The 20,452-nt window shown below is 51.2% G+C and carries 9 protein-coding genes; 2 read left to right on the top strand and 7 right to left on the bottom strand.

Annotated elements, in window-relative coordinates; genetic code table 11:
* Positions 1 to 104: 104 nt before the first annotated feature.
* On the top strand, positions 105 to 3,266 hold the full coding sequence (locus OEV49_09145; protein MDH3891237.1) for a glycosidase: 3,162 nt from the start codon (positions 105 to 107) through the stop codon (positions 3,264 to 3,266).
* A gap of 23 nt (positions 3,267 to 3,289) precedes the next feature.
* Entirely contained in the window at positions 3,290 to 5,485 is a 2,196-nt protein-coding gene (gene bglX, locus OEV49_09140) for a beta-glucosidase BglX (protein ID MDH3891236.1), read from the top strand.
* 74 nt (positions 5,486 to 5,559) lie between these two features.
* On the opposite strand, the gene OEV49_09135 is transcribed toward bglX, so the two are convergent.
* The 7 genes from OEV49_09135 to OEV49_09105 all read right to left on the bottom strand — a co-directional run bounded on the left by OEV49_09135 (position 5,560) and on the right by OEV49_09105 (position 20,437).
* Positions 5,560 to 7,032, bottom strand: coding sequence for an MFS transporter (locus OEV49_09135; GenBank protein ID MDH3891235.1), 1,473 nt, complete (start codon positions 7,030 to 7,032; stop codon positions 5,560 to 5,562).
* A gap of 43 nt (positions 7,033 to 7,075) precedes the next feature.
* Complete coding sequence (locus tag OEV49_09130; protein ID MDH3891234.1) at positions 7,076 to 7,801, bottom strand: glycoside hydrolase family 16 protein; 726 nt, start codon at positions 7,799 to 7,801, stop codon at positions 7,076 to 7,078.
* 92 nt (positions 7,802 to 7,893) lie between these two features.
* A complete protein-coding gene (locus tag OEV49_09125) occupies positions 7,894 to 9,123 on the bottom strand; it encodes an ROK family transcriptional regulator (GenBank protein ID MDH3891233.1) in 1,230 nt (409 codons plus the stop codon).
* A 34-nt stretch (positions 9,124 to 9,157) separates the two neighbouring features.
* Positions 9,158 to 12,007 carry a glycoside hydrolase family 16 protein gene (locus OEV49_09120; GenBank protein MDH3891232.1) on the bottom strand — a complete coding sequence of 950 codons (2,850 nt, stop codon included), beginning with the start codon at positions 12,005 to 12,007 and terminating at the stop codon, positions 9,158 to 9,160.
* A gap of 213 nt (positions 12,008 to 12,220) precedes the next feature.
* Positions 12,221 to 16,282 carry a hypothetical protein gene (locus tag OEV49_09115; GenBank protein MDH3891231.1) on the bottom strand — a complete coding sequence of 1,354 codons (4,062 nt, stop codon included), beginning with the start codon at positions 16,280 to 16,282 and terminating at the stop codon, positions 12,221 to 12,223.
* A gap of 271 nt (positions 16,283 to 16,553) precedes the next feature.
* Positions 16,554 to 18,851 (bottom strand): Ig-like domain-containing protein, encoded by a 2,298-nt coding sequence (locus OEV49_09110; protein MDH3891230.1) that lies wholly within the window; start codon positions 18,849 to 18,851, stop codon positions 16,554 to 16,556.
* Between the two features lie 575 nt (positions 18,852 to 19,426).
* Entirely contained in the window at positions 19,427 to 20,437 is a 1,011-nt protein-coding gene (locus tag OEV49_09105) for a glycosyl hydrolase family 17 protein (protein MDH3891229.1), read from the bottom strand.
* Positions 20,438 to 20,452: the final 15 nt, after the last annotated feature.

The raw sequence follows: 20,452 nt of genomic DNA, 5'->3' as shown, positions 1-20,452 counted from the left end.
GGTAAGAGAACAAAGTCTTGTTTTTCGTAGCGCGACTGTTTTTTGTTGCCACGCGGATGCTTATTTTGTTCGCTAACAAAGACTTAAACAGAAGGTAGACTTGGATGACTACTGCAACTCCGCGTATCAATCATACCGTATCGGTCGTTATTGTCTTGCTGGCCATAGTAATTGCCGGCACTTCCGTTCAACCGGTGATGGCGACTGAAGTACCAACAGTCAAGATCATCAATGACCAATCGGGATCGAAGCTCCAGGTCAACGGCGCCGATTTCATGATCAAGGGAATGAACTGGGGCTATATCCCGATCGGAAAGAACTATGCTTACAGTCTCTGGACTCAGTCGGACGATTTTATCATGGCCGCCCTCGCCCGTGAGATGCCGCTTTTGCAGAATATGGGTGTCAACACCATTCGTCACTATGTTGGCATCCCACCTCGATGGGTCAAGTACATATATGAGACGTATGGCATCTATACCGTTGTTAACCATCCGCTGGGGCGCTACGGGTTGACGCTCAACGGTGTATGGACACCCATCACCGACTACTCCGACCCCACCACGCGCGCCGTGCTTATGGCGGAGATGGAAGCTCTTGTCGCCGAGTTTGATGGTACGCCGGGAATGCTCTTCTGGCTGTTAGGCAACGAAAACAACTATGGACTTGAATGGAGCTCGGCCGAAACCGAGGCTCTACCCGAGGGTGAACGCAGGGCGGCCAAAGCTCGTTATCTCTACACGTTGTTCGGCGATGTTACCGACATGATTAAGTCCAGGGACCCTGGGCGTCCTGTCGCGATGGCCAACGGTGATCTGCAATATATCGATATCATCGCCGAGGAACTATCGAACCTGGATATCCTTGGTTCCAATGTATACCGCGGGATTTCGGCACGAGACGCCTTTGAAGTTGTCAAAGAGAAAATGGGTATCCCCTATATCTTCACAGAGTTCGGCGCTGATGCGTTCAATGCCAAAACCCTGCAGGAAGATCAGCAGACTCAGGCGCGCTATTTGATCGGTCAATGGCAGGAAATCTATGAACAGTCGCATGACAAAGGCAGAATCGGTAACGCCTGCGGTGGATTCACATTTCAGTTCTCGGATGGTTGGTGGAAATACAAGCAGGAGGAGAATCTCGATATACACGACATAAACGCCTCCTGGCCCAACGGCGGATACCAAGAAGACTTGATACCGGGCGAGAATAATATGAACGAGGAGTGGTGGGGTATTTGTGCCAAGGGATTCCCCGATGCTTCAGGTCTATACCAACTTTACCCGAGGGCTGCTTATTACGCGTTGAAAAAGGCGTATACTCTGGACCCATACGGGCCAAGCACCTCACTGGAGACAATTCGCGCTCACTTTTCCAAAATCACTCCAATGGGAGCGGCCCTTGAAGCTAGAGGCAACAAAGCTGCCCTCACTGCGGAGACAGGCGGCAGGGTTAGGGTAAGTCGCGCCTGGTTCAGATTTGAGACAATCAGCACGGGTGGTATCAATGTCACCACACCCAAAAATCCAGGCCCGCCGGGATACCCCGCGTTCCAAGGTTTTGATCACCTGGAGTCTTATTACACAGAAATCGAGGCGAAGCCCTCGGGGGCTGTGCGAGGCACGTTGGCATTGAATTATATAGGACACGTTCCTGAGAACCCGATTGACGAGATTTTTTATGAGAATCGTGGCCGGGTGCAAGCTATCGTGTTCAATAACGGCGAGATCGAATTGAAAGATATCGAACGTCTCAAGGTCTATAGCGCATCAGTTTCCTGGGCCGGACGCTTGTTCGACGTTGAAGGGTTCTACCGAACAGGTCACTATCACTGGGGATATGAGGGAGATTTTTTCGGTCTTTACCGCGAGGCCAACTACGGACCGAACATAGACATTTATAACGGCGAAGCACCGTTGGGGTTGGAGTTCACCGGAAAAAAGAACCTCAATGGTCTTAAGTTCGCGATAGGGCCGGAACTCTGGTGGGGAGCGAACCCGGCCGCCCTGTTGAAATACCAACGGAGAATCGGATCTGTTCTGGCGACTGGAATCTACCAGCATGATCTTGCCGATCAAACGAACGCTGTTACTTCCACGGCGATCCCCCTGCCCAAGACAAAGAAGGCCACTCTCCATCTCGAGATCAATCGCGGACCACTGACAGTCGAACTGGGCGGAATCTGGTCTGGTGATAACAAAGTTGGGCAGCCTTTTCAGTTCGTAAAGGGAACAGAAGGTAACTACGAAGTTTTGCAGGACAGCATAGAATCCAAGGACGCTTTTGGCGGTAAATTCAAACTGAGCTACTCCATGGGAAGCTGGCTTTGGTACCTTCAAGGAGCATCCATGGGACTGGTTGCCGACGGTGGACCTACATTGACCCAAACTTACTCTGATTGGTGGTTGAAGGAGAGTGGGAAGGGAAACCAACGAAATCTCATAACCGGTGTTTCAACCCGTTTCGGAAATCTCGAAGTATCTCCCAACTTCTTGTGGCAAAAACCTCTCAAGGGTCCAATGCCTGCAGATGTTCCACAACCCGGACATCCGCGCAACGTTCGGGACGATGCCTTTGCTGTTCGTGAAAACCGCGAGATGGTCGCCGGCGAAATCGTTATTACCTACGACCCGACCCCTGCTACATGGATGTATCTCTGGGATAGCGATATACGCGAAGACGCCAAACTCGCAGCGACCTTTGGTCTCATTATCAAGCACTATAAAACGACTATGGATGCGGCTCTTTTCTTTGATTCTGCTGCTGGTAATCCTATCTACCCGTTCCCCGGTGCCACCCCGGCACGTGATGTATGGGAAGCTCGTGCTCGAATAGTCTCGAAACTTAGGCCAGACTTTAGTATGATTGCCAATCTTTACGCGGGCAAAGGTGAACCACACGGAGACGATCCAAGACTGATTGATCGGTATGGAGCTGATGTTCGCCTTATCTCCGGATCCACGAGGTTGCAGGCTGCTATTGAACTTAACGATTGGGGCCCTTATGATTACCATCGTGATCACAACCTTACCTTTCCGATTCAATTGTATGCTGACATTTCAACGTTCATCGGGAAGCCCGAGTGGTTCGCCCTGCCGCAAACACGGCTTGGCGTGAAGGCCATCTGGCGGTCGCTCGACGAATACTCCTCCCGGTATCGTCCCACTTCACTGCCGGGCCCGGACGGTCCCATACCAAACCCAGATGCTGACGACGGTAACGAGTGGGAGATCAGAACTTACTTGCACCTATATGTCGGTAACTAAGTGAAGGATGAAGATTGAGACAAGTGACTGACAATCCGGACGTAGTTGAAAAACGGACTACCGATCTTCTGGAGCAAATGACTCTTGCAGAAAAGATCGGGCAACTCTCTCTGATCAACGGTGGGGGTGGCTCCATCCCGCCGGAATTGCGAAACTCCATTGCGGGTGGCAAGATCGGCGGCCTGTTGAACGAAGTTGATGTCACGACTGTTGACGAACTCCAACAAGTTGCACTGAAGGAGAGTCGTCTGGGGATTCCTTTGTTGATTGGCCGCGACGTTATTCACGGATTCAAGACCGTTTTTCCGATTCCATTGGGATTGGCGGCCACCTGGAACCCAACCTTGGTGGAACAATGCGGTCGAATCTCGGCAATTGAGGCTTCCGCAGCGGGTGTCAACTGGACCTTCGCTCCGATGATAGACATAAGCCGTGATCCGCGCTGGGGTAGAATAGCAGAATCATTCGGCGAGGACACACACTTGTGCGCAGAGCTGGCCAAGTCTATGATTGCCGGTTTCCAGGGTGAGGACTTGGCTCGGGCGGACAGTATTGCTGCGTGCGCCAAACACTTCGCTGGTTACGGCGCCAGTGAAAGCGGCAAAGACTACAACACTACCAATTTATCGGAACACGAACTTCGCAATGTCCATCTGGTTCCGTTCCGTGCAGCCGCTGAGGCCCAAGTGGCGTCATTCATGACTTCGTTCGGTGACCTTAATGGCGTCCCTGCATCGGCCAATCCGTTTCTATTGCGACAGATTCTCCGCGAAGAGTGGCGATACGATGGATTTGTGGTTAGCGACTGGGAATCAATCAGCCAGCTATCGGTCCACGGACTTACGTCCGACGACAAGGAGTCGGCTTACGAAGCTGCCAGCGCGGGTGTCGATATGGAAATGACCAGCAGCACATTTGCTGACTACCTTGGTGCGCTCGTTGAAGAAGATAGGATATCTGTCGAACGTATCGACACGATGGTTGGCAATATACTTAGGGTGAAGATTCTGCTGGGACTCTTTGATGATCCAATAAAAACGACGGCAGCATCAGATCCACTGTCGCCGGCCAACCACCTTGAGATTGCCAAAAGAGCGTCTGTTGAGAGTATCGTGCTACTGAAAAACAAGAATGAGCTTCTGCCTCTTAAGCCCAACCGATTGAAGTCACTGGCCCTGATCGGTCCACTGGCTAACGATGGATACGAACAGCTTGGGACATGGGTATTCGACGGAGATCCATCGTTGAGTCAGACTCCCGTGGCGGCACTGCAGACACAGTTTGGCGGAGAGTTTGAAATCCACTACGCTCGTGGCATGGAAAGCACGCGTAGCCGAACACGCGATGGGTTCCCTGAGGCGATAGAAGCCGCTAGTAAGTCTGATGCAGTTGTTATGTTCCTGGGTGAAGAGTCGATCCTGGCCGGTGAGGCTCACTGCCGGGCCGATATCTCCCTTCCGGGAAATCAGGAAGAGCTGATTGAGGAGATGTGTCGGTTGGGCAAGCCGTTAATCGTAGTGCTAATGGCCGGCCGACCACTCGCTTTGCAGAGTGTGGTCGGTAAGTTCGACGCCCTCCTTTGTGCCTGGCATCCGGGTAGTATGGCCGGACCGGCGATTGTTGATCTTCTTTTCGGCAAAGAGTCCCCTTCGGGCAGACTACCGGTTACCTTCCCCCGAGTTGCCGGACAGATTCCTATTTACTACTCGCACAAGAACACCGGTCGTCCGGGCACGTCCGAATCGGTCGTGAGCATGGATGACATCGAGCTCAATGCACCTCAACACTCTTTTGGCGACACCTCGTTTCACCTGGATGTACCAAACTCTCCACTGTTTCCATTCGGCTTCGGTCTTTCGTATTCTAAGTTCGAGTATACGAATCTCATGTTGTCCAGCGTCAGCATACCGATGGGCAGTAGCTTTACAGTGACGGTCGACCTTCACAACTCAGGTGCTGTCGAGGCAGAGGAAGTCGTACAGCTATACGTCAGAGATCTGGTGGGGAGCGTAACTCGACCCGTCAAAGAGCTAAAAGGATTCCAACGGATCAAACTTAGTCCAGGCGCCGGCAAGACGGTCAGCTTCGAGTTGAGCACGGATGATCTGGCCTTTTACAACCGACAGATGCAACTTGTCACCGAGCCGGGAGAATTTCACCTTTGGATCGGGGGATGTTCCGATACTGACCTAAGAGCAGAATTCGAAATCACCGATTGAGCTTTAGCCAAAGTCATACAAAAAAAGCATCACTTCACGGTGATGCTCTTTTTCTGGTCGTCGGTCGACAATCATTACGATGCTACTTCGTTCCCCTTGCCTCTTCTGCGTTCCAACTCTTCTCTTACTTCGCGCGCTTTCTTTTCGGTAATCGGGAATGTGGCCACTGCCCAGATCGCAATCGCTGATGTCACAATTGGGATAACGACGTCAAAAATCCGCATCAAGAAGAGGGCACTAACGGTCTGACTTTCCCCCAGCTCAACATCGAAGCCACTAGCGTTGAGCAAGAATCCGCCACCGGCCAGAGCGGCTGACATTCCGAGTTTTACAACCCACCAGAATATGGAGCCGAACATCCCCTCGCGGCGTTCGTGAGTTTCGAGTTCATCGAGATCAACAACATCGGCCATCATCGAAGGCATCAGCGTGAACAAACCCCCCAGACTGAAAGCAAGCAGCGGCGCCGGGACCACGACCAGCCAGGGAATTTCAGGATTGTAACAGATCCATTTTACAGCATAGCCGACCATGGAGATGCCGGTCGAGTAGAAGAAGGCGCGCCGTTTACCAATCTTGGTAGCGAGCCATGTTACGATGGGAATAACGATAAAGGTGGAAACCGCAGCGACGCTTCCGGTGTACCCTACGTATTCCGCACCCAAATTCTGATCCCCGCCACAGACGTAATAAATAGTCACGTAGGACTGAAAGGCGGCTATCAGAATGAAGCCATTGAAAACTAAAAAGGTCGCCAGGCCGAGTTTCAAAAACGGTCCCGACTTTATAGTAGCGGCAAACCCTTTGAAGAACTCGATAATATTTCGCTTGAAGGCGGCAGCGGTACTCTGGGATTTCTGACCCTCAGCGGTAATCTCGGCCACAGCGATCCCTTTGAGACGCTCTCTGAGAAAGATGGCAGGTAGGATACCAACTCCAATAGTCACCGCGGCGATGATGATGGCCAGGCCGGCGGCGCCGTCGATCTGATCTTTGAACCAACCCTGGTAAGTCATTATCCACAAAAACCAGGGTGATACCACGTAGGCGAGTTGGCTGAGGAAGTTCTGCGTACCCATGAGACGAGTGCGCTCGTGATAATCTGGCGTCAACTCATACCCCAAGGCAACCCAGGGAGTGGCAAACACGGTATATCCCATGTAGAAAAGAATCGAACCGGCAAGGAACCAGATAAAGTAGAAAGTCTCGCTCTGCCCTCTCGGTAATTGCCACAGCGCGGCAAATATCAGACCGGCGGCTATGGCGCCACAAAAGATGTATGGCCGACGCCTTCCCCATCTTGACTTGGTGCGGTCGGAAATAAATCCCATCATCGGGTCCGTCAGCGCATCGGTGAAACGAGGCAGCGCTCCCAGCAGACCGACGAGGGCGGGATTCATGCCGAGGCCGAGATTGAGAACAATCATCATACCGCCACTGGCAGCGGCCAGTAAGTTGTTTATCAATCCGCCGAGGCCATAGACCAGTCTTTGTGCGAGGGAAATCCGGTCTTCCGGAGCAGTTTCAAAGTGCTGCGATGGGTTCATCAAAACTCCTCAAAGGGGTTGTCACGCAGAAGGCCGTGAGTGATCATGACTCTCCAGCGTATACTCGAACGTAGTCAATCAACATTGTTTGCGGGAAAACAGTGTTTTCGTTGGGCGGTCCGACCCAGTGGCCACCTACAGCCACATTCAGAATAATATAGAACGGGTGATCAAACACCCAATCACCATTGGCATGCTCCGGCAGGATAGTCAGGTAGTGACTACCATCCACGTGCCAATCGATCCTCCCCCGGGTCCATTCAACCGCAAAAACGTGAAAGTCGGTATCGAATCCTGCTCCATCAAGCGTGTAACTGCGAGACAGGGCGCGTCCCCCGGCGTAGCCTGGGCCATGCAGACTGCCGTGGATGACATGCGAATGCTGACCACGATATTCCATAATGTCTATCTCGCCGCATTGGGGCCAGCTAACGGTTTTGATGTCATTACCCAGCATCCAGAAAGCCGGCCAGATACCCTGACCGGTCGGGAGTTTGATTCGGGCCTCAATCCTGCCGTACTTTGGTTCGAACAAATCCCGTGTCACGATCCGAGCCGAGGTGTATGGTTGTCCCTGATAGGACTCCTTGCGGGCGACAATGGCTAGATTGCCGTTTCCATCCAGGGAGACATTCTCAGCTCGGTCGGTATCGTACTCAAGTTGAGCGTTACCCCAGTCGGTACCGACATCGTAGCCCCATTTGTCGGAGCCGAGCTTTTGGCCCACCGGTCCGTCAAATTCATCGTTCCATACTAAGCGGTATATCATTTTCGAATCTGTAGAGTTGCTGCATCCGTTCAACACCAAAGTGGCAACGATCGAGATTATATGAACAGTATTTGTTAGCGTCCGCCAGCGCATCATGTCCTTGGCTGCTCACTGCTACCAACCGGTTGAGGATCTGAAAACATCGCCTGCAGGGCCAGTGTTGCCGCACCGACTGCAACCGCTCTCGGGCCGAGTTCGCCGATCCTGATACTCACCGCCGCTTTGCTTACCAGAGTATTGCCCCTGACCTTTTCCCTCAGAGGACCCACAACGAATTCACCGAGACTGGCCATACTTCCGCCCAGAATTGCGAGTTTGGGATTCATGAGATTGAACCAGCCTGCAATCGCAATGGCCAGATAATCGGTGATTTCATCCACAAGTCGAGTTGCGAGTGCGTCGCCCTGCTCTACAGCTACCCTCAAGTCTGAGAAAGGTGCAGAATTGATCTTGAGGCAACTGTCGGGATAATCCCCTGCCAATTCACGCGCACGCTCTGATACCGCCGGCGCTCCGACTAATGTTGCCAGGCAGCCCTTGAGACCGCAGACGCAAGGGGAGCCGTTTGGATCGATAGGCAGGTGGCCCATCTCACCTGCTACGCCTGCGGCGCCACGATATACGTCTCCATTCAGGATGTAGCCGGCGCCGATTCCATGTGCGACCTTAATGTATACGAGATCCTCAATCCCTTGACCAGCCCCCCACCAATTTTCAGCCACCGCGCCCAAATTGGCGTCGTTGTCGACATGGACCTTGACGCCGTAATATTGCTGAAGTTGCTCCAGTCCGCTTTCTCCACGCCAGGCGGGAATCACTACTTCCGAAAGAAGTTTTGGGTTAAGAGGATCTACCGGACTGGGCACCGCTACCCCGATACTCAAGAGCGATCCCTTATCCTTGCCACTCTCATTCAGGCACTCGTCACACAGGGCGATGACCAGTTCTCGGGAACCCTTGGGATCGGATCTCACCGGATGGCGGCGCTCCTTCCAGGCCAGGACGTTGCCTCGAAGATCGGTCAGAACTACCCCTACGTGAGTAGCTCCCAGATCTACACCCAGGATACACCTGGCTTCATCCTGAAACTCAAGTACGATCGGACGCCGACCGCCGCTTGACTTGCCGGCACCGATCTCTTCTATGAGCCCGGTGGTTAGCAGACTGTCAACAATCTCGGAAACTGTAGAACGAGACAGCCCGGTCAACCGTGCAATCTCAGCTCTGGTTGTTCTCTTTTCGCGCCAGACCAGACGGCGAACCGAATTGGCCAGGGGTCGCTCTTTGGGAGGCGTGTTGTTTTTATCTGATTGTGAGCACATTTAGTTTTGCCGTTCAAGAATTATCTGCATCATATTACTTATGAAAGTAGACATTATCAACATATACAGTATTGGGATTACCCGAAATTATCAACTGAGCCAAATGTGCTCTGGTCGTCAGACCGGTGAAATCCGACAGAGCAAGTTCAATACTAACCCAGCTACCGGTATTCATTGTATTGTGGTCAAGAGACAACTCATGTTCGACATCGTCACCACCACCATCCCAAACTCCATTGGCGCCAAAGTCGACCAGCTTGATATTGAAAACCGCTGGAGACATAGTTGGGTCCGGCGTCCATAAATCCATGTGAAAATGAGTCATGGCCGATGCATCAACGGTAGTAGTCTTGAACTCTATACCGGCGTAAACAAGGTTGGTGTATTTCTTGGTGTTGTCAGAACCGATTGCATAGTCCTCAACATCGGCAACATCCCAGACAGCCGACCAAGTGTCTACCGGCACATCGGTGTAGGCATCGCTGAACAAGGATATAACATCGGCAGCACCAACTGTCGGCGTCGGAGCCGCAACTGTCGGAGCTGTGGGAGAACCGGCATCATAGAAGTAAATATTATCCACATAAACTGTATTTGGATCACCCGAGATGAGTAACTGAGCCAGATGCTCTTTGGTTGTCAGGTTAGTGAAATCTGTTAAAGCAAGATCAATACTTACCCAGCTTCCGGTGTTCATAGTAGATTCGTTAAGGGTTATTTCGTGCTCAACATCATCGCCGCCGCTCCAAACACCATTGGCACCAAAGTCTACCAGCTTAACTTTGAACACCGAAGGCGCATTGGTGTTGTCCGGGGTCCATACATCCATGTGGAAATGGGTCATCGCAGAGACATCAACCGTAGTAGATGTAAACTCTATACCGGCAAAGACAAGGTTAGTGTACTTCTTCGTGGCATCAGGACCGATCATAAAATCTTCGACATCAGCCTGGTCCCACGGAGCCGACCAGGTATCAACGGTCACATCGGTGTAGGCATCACTGAAAAGGGAGATTACACTGCCGGCATCAACTGTCGGCGTCGGGGCTGATGTTGCCGGTTCGTCTGGAGGTGCGTTTACATTGACTGTAATCGTCCCGGTAGCAGCCGTGGCGCCGAGAGTTGCTGTTATGGTTGCAGTGCCGATTCCAACGGCTGTGATAGTTCCATCGACACCGACCGATACCACAAGTTCATCTGAAGATAAGAAGCTGAAATATCCCGGCATAAAGCTCACATCTAAATCAGTGCCGTCAACGTCGAAAGTAGCCGTACCGTAATCGACAAAGATAGTATCACCGGATTCCACGTCAACTGTCTGTGAGTTCAAGGCGGGACGCGGGTTGGTTATGGTCGCCAGGTCTTCGAAGATAATTTCATCCATCCAAATCTGATACCCGCTACCGTTTTCCGGTCCTTCGGCAAAGTAGAAAAGTCCTTGCTCATTGTCTAACTTCTCGGCAAGGGGGAAGGGAATGATGTATTTTTGCCATGTTGTCGTAAGTGCAAGGTCATTCACATCGACTGTGTATTCTGATGTTCCGGTATTATCATTGCCGATCCCGGCGATATCCAGTGTTGCGGCTGTACTCGCTTTCGCCCAGAATGTAAGTGCGTTATACTTTGTTAAGTCAAAGGCTATGGAGGTCGTAAATGCCCCCCCGGCATAATTTCCGGATGGGTCTCCAACATCCGGAACGGTTACTACCAACCCCTGTGTGCCTGCATACATAATAGTCTGATCGATCTGAACGGCGTCCAGTTTGGAACCGAGGAATGCCTGATAAAATACCGTACCGTGGAATTCATCCGTGAATACAAAATCCAGCGGGGCTGGACATTCGAGAGGCAAAGGACCACCGGTAAACATGTAGTCGACAAGATAGACCAGGTCACCAATGTCAATCCCCGGACTCCCGTCCATATCGACTTCTTGCATGCAAGGTGGGGGTGAGCCTCCTGAAAACATATAATCGACCATATAAACCAGGTCAGTAATATCAACTGTTTCGCTCGGTGAATTGTCAACATTGCCTGTGAAACCTCGACAGCATGATTCTGCAGATGAACCCCTTTGGTAAACTCTGACATAATCGACGAGCATTGTCTGAGGGAAAACCGTCGAACCATCGGGAGGTCCGGGCCAGTTACCGCCGACTGCTACATTCAGAATAATGTAGAACGGGTGGTCAAACACCCATTCGTTGCCGCCGAGACTGTCCGGAGTGACTGTATAATAATTGACGTCGTCCACATACCACCTGATCACGTCTTCTTCCCATTCCACCGCGAAAACATGAAAGTCGGTATCGAACTGTCCGTCCTCCAAAACATACGACGTTCCAACACCACCTCCGCCATAAGCACCGGGACCGTGAATAGTACCATAAACCGTATTTGTCTGATGTCCGAGATATTCCATGATATCAATCTCGCCACACTGGGGCCAGCCAACTGTGGTGAAGTCACTGCCGAGCATCCAGAATGCGGGCCAGATACCCTGTCCGGTTGGAAGATTGATACGAGCCTCGACTCTGCCGTAAGTCGGTTCATACAGACCCCTTGTCACTATCCTTGCCGACGTATACTGCCGACCCATATAGGATTCTTCACGGGCGATAATGGCGAGATTTCCGTTTCCATCCAAAGACACATTAGAAGGACGGTCGGTGTCGTATTCAAGCTGCGCATTGCCCCAGTCGGTCCCTATATCATATCCCCAGTTACCAGCATCGGGCGACTCTCCGGCCGTACCGCCGAATTCATCGTTCCAGACCAACGTCCAGGTCCCGGATGAATCAGATGGACTGGAATAACCGTTATTGGACATTAAGATCGCAAAAGAGGCCGACAGGAAGATTAGCCTCAGGATACGGCAAAGCATTACAAGTTCATTTTTAGAAGGTTATTCGTTGGCTCTGAGACGATAGAACGGGACAGTCCCACCTGCCGGGAATCGTCCACAGGAGTCGCCTGCTTCTCCCGCCAGATGAGACGTACTACCGGATCGGCCAAAGGTCGTTCTTGGGAACCTAAGTTATTCCGATCCGATAGTACATTCACTCATTGTCTCCGTTCACTAATTATTCACACAAGACTACTTGTGTAGATACACATTATCAACCCACATGGTATTGGGATCACCCGAGATGATCATCTGAGCCAGATGGCCCTTAGTCACCAGACCGGTGAAAGCTGACAGGGCAAGTTCAATACTCACCCAGCCGCCACTGTCCATGGTGCTCTCGGTAAGAGTCAACTCATGTTCAACGTCATCGCCACCACCCCAGGCACCGTCACCACCGAAATCAACAAGTTTGATCATGAAGACAGCAGGTGCACCTGTAGCATCGGGAGTCCAGACATCGATATGGAAGTGAGTCATCGAGTCAGCATCAATCGTGGATGATGTAAACTCTATCCCGGCAAACGAGAGGTTGGTGTACAGTTTCGCGTTGTCGGAACCAACCAGTACGTCTGCAACGTCGGCAGCATCCCAACCAGCCGACCAGGTATCTACCGTCACGTCGGTGTAGGCGTCGCTGTAGAGAGAAATGACGTCGCCACTTGGAAGTGTCGGCGTCGTAGCCGCACTGAGCGGAGCGGTCGAATAGAAGTAGACATTATCCATGAACACTGTACTCAGAGAATCGCTGGCGATAATCATCTGAGCCAGATGACCGGTCGTTGTCAGACCGGTGAAGTCGGAAAGCGGGACATCGATGCCGACCCAGCCACCGGTGCTCATCGTGGTCTCATCAAAAACCAGCTCATGTTCAACGTCATCACCACCACCCCAGGCGCCATCACCACCGAAGTCAACCAGTTTGACTCGGTACAGTTGGCCGCCCGGTGTTGCATCAGGAGTCCATACATCCATGTGGAAGCGGTCCATCGAAGATGCATCAAGCGTGGTAGTCGTGAACTCAATACCGGCAAAGACGAGGTTGGTATATTGCTTCGAGCTGTCCGCATCGACCACAAAGTCTGCTACATCAGCCACATCCCAACCAGCCGACCAGGTGTCGACCGGATGGTTGGTGTAGGCATCACTGTACAGAGCAACAACACTTCCGGAACCGTAGTCAGGTGTCGGAGCCGCTTCTTGTGGTTCGGTAGCAGCAGTCACGTAGAAATACAGATTATCTATGAAGAAAGTACTGTATGTACCGGAGAGGATCATCTGAGCGAAGTTTCCTGTTCCAGTCATACCACTAAAGTCAGCCAGTGCTATATCAAGGCTTACCCAGCTGCCGGTACTCATTGTAGCATCACCAAGAGTCAACTCATGTTCAGAATCATCTCCACCGCCGGGATTACCATCGGCACCAAAGTCTACCAGTTTGATCTTAAACTCAGAAGATCCATCGGTAGCATCCGGTGTCCAGACGTCCATGTGGAAATGAGTCATAGAACTGATATCCTGAGGGCCCGTTACGCCTACTGAATATTCAGACAAGACATAACCCCAGTTGGTGTATTTCTTGAGATTATCAGCAGCGATGGTAAAGGCAACAACATCGCCCATATCCCAGCCAGGTGACCAAACGTCAAACTCTGTGCTTGTGTAAGTATCACTGAATACAGAGAAAACATCACCGGCATCCTGAGTCGGCGTCGGTGCTGATGTTGTCGGTTCGGTCGGCGGACCGGCGGTAGTGTAGACGTAAATATTGTCTACCCAGACCTCTGACATGTCACCTGAGATTATCATCTGAGCCAGGTGACCGGTTGTAACCAAACCTGTGAAGTCGGTGAGCGGGATATCGATGGAAACCCAGCTGTGGCTGCTCATGGTGGTTTCGTCGAAGGACAACTCGTGCTCAACATCGTCACCACCGCCCCAGGCACCATCGGCGCCGAAGTCTACCAGTTTGACTTTGTAGACAGCCGGAGCACCGGTCGGGTTTGGTGTCCATACATCCATGTGGAACCGATCCATACTTGATGCATCGAGCGTGGTCGTGGTGAACTCAACACCGGCAAACACGAGGTTAGTGTAATGCTTGGAGCTGTCGGCATCGACCACGAAGTCTGAGACATCGGCCTGATCCCAACCGGCCGACCAGGTATCAACCGGATGGTTGGTGTAAGCATCGCTCAAGAGTGACACTACATCGCCGGCATCCTCAGTCGGTGTCGGGGCCGCCTCTTGCGGTTCGGTCGGAGGAGGCGTCCAGAAGTAAATATTGTCGACATAGATCTCACCCAGATCACCTGAGATTATCATCTGGGCAAGAGCGCCGGTCGTTGTCAGATTGGTGAAATCGGTAAGTGGGATATCGATACTAACCCACTCGTGGCTGTTCATAGTGGTCTCGTCAAAAGACAACTCGTGTTCGACATCGTCGCCGCCGCCGTAGGCACCATCGGCGCCGAAATCGACCAGCTTGACTTTGTAGAGAGCCGGGGCGCCGGTCGGGACCGGTGTCCAGACGTCCATGTGGAAGCGAGTCATCGCGGAAGCATCGACCGGACTGGATGTAAACTCTACGCCGGCAAAGACAAGGTTGGTGTAATGCTTGGAGTTATCAGCATCGACCACAAAATCAGACACATCGGCCTGATCCCAGACAGCCGACCAGGTGTCAATGGTCGCACTGGCGTAGGCATCACTATAGAGCGACACAACGTAGTCAGGATTGACGGTCGGGGAGGGAGCTGCAACTTCCGGCTCTGAGGGGAGGCCGGAGTCGTAGAAGTAGATGTTGTCCAAGTATACGGTATTGTAGGCTGTTGTTGGGTCAGTCGAAATAACCATCTGAGCCATGTGAGCGGTTTCCGCCAGTCCGCTGAAACTGGCCAGAGGCACATCTATGCCGACCCAGGCTTCAGATGACATTGTGCTCTCGTCAAAAGATAGCTCATGTTCGGTATCGTCGCCACCACCCCAGGCGCCGTCAGCACCGAAGGAGACAAGTTTGACTTTGAACAGATTCGGAGTTCCCGATGGGTTCGGGGTCCAGACATCAATATGGAAATGGTCCATCGCAGAAACATCAACGGTCGGGCTCGTAAACTCTATCCCGGCAAAGACGAGGTTGGTGTATTTCTTCGTACTGTCGGCGCCGATCATATAGGTTGCAACATCGGCATCATCCCATGCCGCCGACCAGGTATTGACCGTTTCGTTAGTGTAGGCTTCGCTGTAAAGAGAGACAACACTGTCAGAGGCAACCGTCGGCGTCGGGGCAGGTGTTGACGGTTCAGGTTCGGGAGGACTGACGACCACCGTAACAGTACCGAGGGCAGGAATAGCAGCCTTAGCACCACCATTACCGAGTTCGGCAGTCAATTCTGCCGTTCCGGCGCCAACTGCGGAGATAACACCGTCGCCACCAACGGTAACAACTGCTTCATCCGAGGACGTAAAATTGAAATAGCCCATCATGGTGCTAACTTCAACATCAACTCCACCGCCAACATCAAAGGTGCAAGTTCCACCTTCAATCACGATGTCGCCACCCAGTGTCACATTGAGCGTGATGGTTGGGATTACGGGACGAGGGTTGGTTATGGGCAGATTTTCAAACGCAATCTCATCCATCCAAACCTGATATCCTTCACCGCCTTCATTTCCTTCGGCAAAATAGAACAGTCCCTGCTCGGCGGTTAGTTTGGAAGGATCCGGGATCGGGATGATGAGTTTCTGCCATTCTGTAGTAAGAGCGAGACCTGTTACTTCGGCCGTGTATTTTGATGTCCCGGTATTGTCATTCCCAAGGCCAGCTACATCCAGGGTTGCTTCGGCGCTTGCTTTGGCATAGAAAGTAAGGGCGTTGTATTCCCAGAGGTCACGAGGCGTAGAGTCGGTAAATGCCCCTCCGGCCCAGTTAGCATCCGGTATCGATACTACCAAGCCCTGAGTGCCGGCATACATACTATCTGCATCAACCTGAACCGCCTCAAGATAGGACCCGAGAAAAGCTTCATAAGTTACACCAGCGTCGTATTCATCAATGAATACAGCACTCGACGTGCATTCGAGGGGCGGAGGACCTCCGGTGAACATGAAGTCGACCAGGTAAACCAAGTCGGAAATATCAATACTTCCGCTAGCATCCATATCAGCTTCGTCGAAACACGGCGGCGGGGGACCACCGGTGAACATAAAGTCGACCAAATAGACTAAATCTGAAATGTCAGCATCTTGGGCCACTGAATTATCTACATTACCTCTGATCCCTATACAGCATGATTCTGCAGGAGAAGCATTCGCCTCAAAGAGATTGCTCGAGAGTAGCAGTAAACAAAGGGCTAAAACGCATTGTAAGTGTCTCATCTTTTCTTCTCTCTCCAATTACTTCGTTGATTACCTAATCCTACGTAGTACCGAATCGGTAAGTGTACGTTCTTCAGGATGTGAGTCATTCCGACCCGATAGTACATTCATTCATTGTCACCTCCGTCTATGGTCTAATCCTGTCATGTCACTTATGGAGATATATATTGTCAACATATAGGGTGTTTGGATCGCCTGAGATGATTAACTGAGCCAGGTGTCCTTTTGTTGTCAAATCAACGAAGTCACTCAAGGGTATATCAAGAGTCACCCAACTGCTGGTATTCATGCTGCTTTCATCTAAAGTGATTTCATGTTCGACATCGTCACCCCCATCCCAAACACCATTGGCTCCAAAATCGACCAGTTTGATTTTGAGTACTGACGGTGAAGCTGTCGCATCTGGTGTCCATACATTCATATAGAGATGAGTCATCGCAGAAGCATCAATCGTAGTAGTCTTGAACTCTATGCCGGCAAAAAGAAGGTAACTGTATTTTTTGGTGGCATCAGACCCAATCATAAAGTCTTCGACTGTTGCGCTGTCCCAGGCAGCCGACCAGGTATCAACAGGCACGTCGGTGTAGGCATCGCTGAACAACGAAACAACATCGGCAGCATCAAGTGTGGGTGTCGGTGCCGGAACCAGCGGGATAGTCGGGATACCTGAATCATAGAAGTAGATATTGTCAACGAATACAGTGTTTGGATTTCCAGAAATAATCAACTGACCAAGTTGTCCTCTTGTGGTTAGACCGCTGAAACTGGACAGAGGAATATCTATGCTTACCCAGATGCCGGTGTTCATAGTGTTGTGATCTAAAGTGACTTCATGTTCAACATCGTCACCACCACCATAGACTCCATTGGCTCCAAGATCAACCAGCTTGATTTTGAACAGGGCCGGCGAAGCTGTTGCATCGGCTGTCCAGACATCAATATGGAAATGAGTCAGCGCAGAAGCATCAACCGTGGTAGTAAGAAACTCTATGCCTGCAAAGAGAAGGTTACTGTATTTTTTCGTGTTATCAGAACCGATCGCATATTCTTCAACATCGGCGACATCATAGACCGCCGACCAGGTATCAACCGGCACGTCGGTGTAGGCATCGCTGAAAAGAGAGATGACATTAGCAGCGCCAACTGTAGGTGTCGGTGCTGGAACTGTCGGCGCTGTTTGGGGACCGGCGTCGTAGAAATAAATATTGTCTATGTAAACCGTTCCGAGATCACCGGAGATTATCATCTGAGCGAGATGCCCTTTAGTAGTTAATCCGGAGAAGGCCAGAAGAGGAACGTCTATACTCACCCAGCTTTCAGAAGACATAGTGTTTTCATCGAATGCAAGTTCATGCTCACGATCGTCACCCCCACCAAAGGCACCGTCGGCGCCGAAATCGACCAGCTTGATTGTAAACTCCGCCGGAGCATCAGTCGGGACCGGTGTCCATACATCCATGTGAAAACGGGTCATTGATGACACGTCAATTGTTGGGTCTGAAAAATCAACGCCTGCAAATGACAGATTATAGTATTTCTTGATATCGTCAGAACCGATCGTGATATCCTCAAGGTCGGTATCATCCCAATCCGTTGACCACAGATTAACCGTTTCGTCAGTGTAGGCGTTGCTGAACAATGAAATCACATCGGCAGCGTCCACCGTCGGGGTAGGAGCTGCTGTAGAAGGAACAGCCTGCGGTGTGTTTACATTGACTGTAATGGAACCTGTGGCAGCTACGGTACCTAATGTGGCAGTTAAAGTAGCATCACCTACTCCGGCACCGGAAATGACACCATCGGCGTCAACAGAAACGACCCCGGTATTCGATGAGGTGAATGTAAAATATCCCGGCATGGCGCTGACATTAATATCTGTACCGTCAACATCGAATGTTACAATGGCATTGCCAACATCAACGGTTTCACCTGATTCAACATCAATAGTCCGGCTGGTCAAAGCAGGACGAGGATTGGTAATTGTTGAAAGCTGGGCAAATTGTACTTCGTCAAACCAGATTGTGTTTCCAACGCCACCTTCCGGGCCTTCAGCAAAATAGAAAAGACCCTGTTCGGCATCCAACTTTTCAGAAAGAGGAATCGGAATTGTGTATTTCTGCCAGCCGGTTGTTATAGCCAGATTCGTAACTTCGGCGGTGTACTTCGACGTTCCTGTGTTGTCGTTACCAATACCAGCAACGTCCAATGTTGCGGCGGTACTGGCTTTTGCCCAGAATGTCAGAGCGTTGTAATCAGTCAGATCGCGAGCAACATTGGCAGTAAAAGCTCCACCTGCATAACTACCCGAAGCATCACCGGAATCGGGAACTGTGACGATCAATGATCGTGAGCTTTGATAACCTGTTTGATCTATTTGGACAGCGTCAAGCTTAGAACCAAGAAACGCCTCGAATGTGACACTGTTGCCGAATTCATCAATGAACACCTCGCTCTGGGTCGGGAACGGTGCCGGGCCCACGCCGTTGTCGTCGCTGCAGCCAAGCAGTCCTATCATCACAATAATCGCAACCACCGCCAAAATGTGAACGGAAGTCCGCATGAACATCTTTTCCTCCTTGGAAAGATTTACCGTGAGAAATCGAGAACGGACTAACAGAATTCGCTCTCACAACTTCCCACTTTGTTCGACTCCCGAACAAAGTAAAAGATAATCCGGATTTTGTCAATAGGATATTTCAACAGTTAAATTCCGATTCTGATGAGGCGAGCCTCTGGGCAGCCCGGACAGACAGTGGGGCGGCGGCTAAGTCCAATTATAACAACCGATTATGATTGGCGACTCGGATTTGCTTGAGGCTTTAGGCTGTATTGCGGTTTCGTGGCTTTTTTTGTGTTGGGATAGTAATCAATGGAGACAAGGGGAGTCGAATCTCGTATCCATGTTGCGGCACAAGAAGTTAGGGCGCATTATGGCTAAATGCGACCTGATTAGTCCGTTTACTTCAGATAGACTATCTTCAGTTTCTTCCAGGCTGACAGTGTGAACGCCAGGCAAGCACCCTAATCCAAAACCTTGCGGTGATGCGGCAGAGACTTGAGAAATGACTCTTTCGGAGTACGATCCTCGTTATAGACTCCCCAATGCTTTTCAACCTCATTTGGCGGGGAATCCTCGCCGCCACCTTTCCAGGATTCGTCGAAGGCTTCAAAAAGGAAGGTAGTAACCTGATTTGACTCGATCCACTGGTTCATTTGGATCAGGAACGTGGCTTGGGCGGCTATGTCGACTTTCCCTTTTATCAGTGTGCCTTGCTCACCGGGTCCGGTCTTGTTGGCATTGTAATCGGTGGCCCAGCCGGTCTCGCCGAGTACAATCATACGGTCGGGATGCACTTCCTGAAGTTCATGATAAACCCCGTCCATCCAACTGATGCCATCCTCCAGCGACTTTCCGTTCCACAGGGGGTGTATATGAGTAAAGACAAAGTCGATTTCGTCAGCCACCTGTTTACTTTCAGGCTTGTTCCAATAGAGGTAGTCATCAGCTGTCGTCACCGGCACAGAGACATTGCTTCGAACGGCACGGGTATATCGTATCAGGATTTCGGGATTCATCTTATGCCCTGACCAGAACACCTGCGTTTCATTGGCCACACTTATGGCGACTACGATATCTGGATACTCATTTGCCAGTTCGACACCAAGGGTAACCTGCTCAATGTTAGATTTCTTCTTTTCGGGATCGTTTTCTTCCGGCTCCAACCAGATACCCTGGATCACCTTGATAGGCAGTTTGTGAGTCTCGATCAGTCGAAGGATGCGCTTGGTATCACGGTCCGCACCATAGACCCTTATCAGATTCCAATGTTTAGCCATGATGTTCAGGTCTTCCAGAATTTCTTCATCGGCGGGGCCCTTCTGTCCCGGAGCCTGACCGGCCCGATAGCAACCATACGCGACAGCATTCCCTATCCAAACATCTCCCAGATACGGTTTGAAAGAACGTATTTCAAATGGCTCTTCCCTCTTTTGTGAAAGGCCGGATTCCAGTTCGGTTATGAGCTTTGTCATGACTGACTGCGGTTC

This window comes from Candidatus Zixiibacteriota bacterium, assembly GCA_029860345.1.
GTDB lineage: Bacteria > Zixibacteria > MSB-5A5 > GN15 > FEB-12 > JAJRTA01.
This window is presented reverse-complemented; position numbering and strand designations above follow the sequence as displayed.

Bases quoted from the DNA above. Each gene is read 5' to 3' on its own strand.
- OEV49_09125 (MDH3891233.1), bottom strand. From the start codon at position 9,123: ATGTGCTCACAATCAGATAAAAACAACACGCCTCCCAAAGAGCGACCC.
- OEV49_09105 (MDH3891229.1), bottom strand. From the start codon at position 20,437: ATGACAAAGCTCATAACCGAACTGGAATCCGGCCTTTCACAAAAGAGG.
- OEV49_09135 (MDH3891235.1), bottom strand. From the start codon at position 7,032: ATGAACCCATCGCAGCACTTTGAAACTGCTCCGGAAGACCGGATTTCC.
- OEV49_09145 (MDH3891237.1), top strand. From the start codon at position 105: ATGACTACTGCAACTCCGCGTATCAATCATACCGTATCGGTCGTTATT.
- OEV49_09130 (MDH3891234.1), bottom strand. From the start codon at position 7,801: ATGATATACCGCTTAGTATGGAACGATGAATTTGACGGACCGGTGGGC.
- OEV49_09120 (MDH3891232.1), bottom strand. From the start codon at position 12,007: ATGCTTTGCCGTATCCTGAGGCTAATCTTCCTGTCGGCCTCTTTTGCG.